Origin of the sequence: Streptomyces sp. 130 (genome assembly GCF_007096885.1) — a bacterium.
GTDB lineage: Bacteria > Actinomycetota > Actinomycetes > Streptomycetales > Streptomycetaceae > Streptomyces.
In genome coordinates this window covers 1-2,226 of the sequence record NZ_VJNO01000092.1, presented here as the reverse complement: position 1 = coordinate 2,226, position 2,226 = coordinate 1, and the positions used below count along the sequence as shown (strand labels likewise).

General features: G+C 72.2%; 2 protein-coding genes and 1 rRNA gene. All 3 read left to right on the top strand.

The window, feature by feature from the left end; all coding sequences use genetic code 11:
- Positions 1–190 precede the first annotated feature (190 nt).
- The 3 genes from rrf (at position 191) to FKN01_RS32880 (ending at position 2,093) form a co-directional block, all read left to right on the top strand.
- Positions 191–307 (top strand): 5S ribosomal RNA (gene rrf, locus FKN01_RS32095).
- Positions 308–564: 257 nt separating this feature from the next.
- Complete coding sequence (locus FKN01_RS32885) at positions 565–1,428, top strand: hypothetical protein (RefSeq protein ID WP_221939394.1); 864 nt, start codon at positions 565–567, stop codon at positions 1,426–1,428.
- Positions 1,365–2,093: a tetratricopeptide repeat protein gene (locus FKN01_RS32880; RefSeq protein WP_221939393.1), complete on the top strand. Its 729-nt coding sequence runs from the start codon at positions 1,365–1,367 to the stop codon at positions 2,091–2,093. The genes FKN01_RS32885 and FKN01_RS32880 overlap by 64 nt, the downstream gene beginning before the upstream one ends.
- The last annotated feature ends 133 nt before the right edge of the window (positions 2,094–2,226 follow it).

Here is a 2,226-nt window from a genome sequence, read left to right as displayed (position 1 = left end):
GAAGCCCGGTAACGGGTGGAGCTGACTGGTACTAATAGGCCGAGGGCTTGTCCTCAGTTGCTCGCGTCCACTGTGTTGTTCCCAGGCCACGAACAGTCGTGCTGGTTGAACAACGTCACTCATAAATTGAAAAGTGTGCTTGTTCGCTAAGTGCCGATACTCCGCTTTCTGGCGGAGTGGCCGATAGTGTTTCGGTGGTCATTGCGTTAGGGAAACGCCCGGTTACATTCCGAACCCGGAAGCTAAGCCTTTCAGCGCCGATGGTACTGCAGGGGGGACCCTGTGGGAGAGTAGGACGCCGCCGAACAATTTTTGAAGGACCCTTGGTCCCAGCGTTCAGCGCTGGGACCAAGGGTCCTTTTTGTTTTGCCCGAAGCGCGTCGGGTGTCCGGCTGCGTAAGAATGTCTGTAGTACCCCGATGACAGGAGCTCCACCCATGTCCACCAACTCTCCCGACGATCGTTCGGAGCGCGAGCCGCGTCGCCGGGACGGCGGTGACCGGGGCGGCTTCGGCGGCGGTCGCGACGACCGTTCGCGCGGTCCGCGCCGGGACAACGACCGCGGTGGATACCGCCGCGACGACCGCCCCTCCGGGGGCGGCTTCCGCCGCGACGACCGGGACCGCGACCGGGATCGTGGGCCGCGCCGCGACGACCGTCCCTCCGGCGGTGGTTTCCGCGGTGACGACCGGGGCGGTTCCGCTGGTGGTGGCTTCCGGCGCGATGACCGCAGTGGCGGCTACGACAACCGTGGCGGAGGCTTCCGTCGTGACGATCGTGCTCCGCGTCGTGATGACGATCGTGGTGGCCGGCCGGGTGGCTACGAGCGCCGTGACGACCGGCCTCGTGGCCCCCGCCGGGATGACGACAACCGCGGCGGCGGGTTCCGTCGCGATGACCGTCCCTCCGGTGGTGGCTTCCGGCGCGATGACCGCAGTGGCGGCTACGACAACCGTGGCGGAGGCTTCCGCCGTGACGACCGCGCCCCGCGCCGGGACGACGACCGCGGAGGCTTCCGCCGTGACGACCGTGCCCCGCGCCGGGACGATGATCGTGGTGGGTTCCGTCGTGACGATCGTGCTCCGCGTCGTGATGACGATCGTGGTGGCCGGCCGGGTGGCTACGAGCGCCGTGACGACCGGCCTCGTGGTCCCCGCCGGGATGACGACAACCGCGGCGGTGGCTTCCGCCGGGACGACCGCGACCGTGGCCCCCGGCGCGACGACAACCGGGGCGGCGGCTACCGCGGCCAGCGGGACGACCGTGACCGGGGTGGCTACCGGGGCCGCGACGACCGCGGCGGCCGGTCCGGCGGCTACGAGCGCCGGGACGACCGCGACCGCGACCGCGCGCCCGTCAAGCGGCTGCCCATCCCGGACGACGTCACCGGCCACGAGATCGACCAGGACGTCCGCCAGGAACTGCTGAGCCTGCCCAAGACGCTGGCCGAGGACGTCGCGCGGAACCTGGTCATGGTGGCCCGGCTCATCGACGAGGACCCCGAGCAGGCGTACGCGTACTCGCGCATCGCGCTCCGGCTCGCCTCGCGCGTCGCCGCCGTCCGCGAGGCCGCCGGTTTCGCCGCCTACGCGACCCAGAAGTACGCGGAGGCCTTGGCGGAGTTCCGGGCGGCCCGGCGGATGACCGGGTCCGTGGAGCTGTGGCCGGTCATGGCCGACTGCGAGCGCGGTCTCGGCCGGCCCGAGAAGGCCATGGCGATGGCCGGTGAGCCCGAGGTGCAGAAGCTGGACAAGGCCGGCCAGGTCGAGATGCGTCTCGTCGCCGCCGGCGCCCGGCGGGACATGGGGCAGCTCGACGCCGCCATCGTCACCCTGCAGAGCCCCGAACTCGCCTCGAACGCCGTGCACCCGTGGACCCCGCGCCTGCGCTACGCGTACGCCGACGCGCTGCTCGAAGCGGGCCGTGAGGACGAGGCGCGCGAGTGGTTCGGCAAGGCGCTGGAGGCCGACAAGGACGGCGCCACCGACGCGTCCGACCGCCTCGCCGAACTGGACGGCGTGGAGTTCGTGGACGCGCTGGACGACGACGAGGACGAGCCCGTCGCAGACGAGGACGGCAGCGCCCAGGCGTAACGCATGAGAGGAGGGGGGGCCCCCCCCCCGGGGGCGGCCCGCCCCCGGGGGGTCGCCCCAAGGAGGGGGGCCGGGGCGCCCCCCCCGGCGCGGGGCGGGCGCCCCCGCCCGCGCGGGGGGGGGGGGGGGGGCC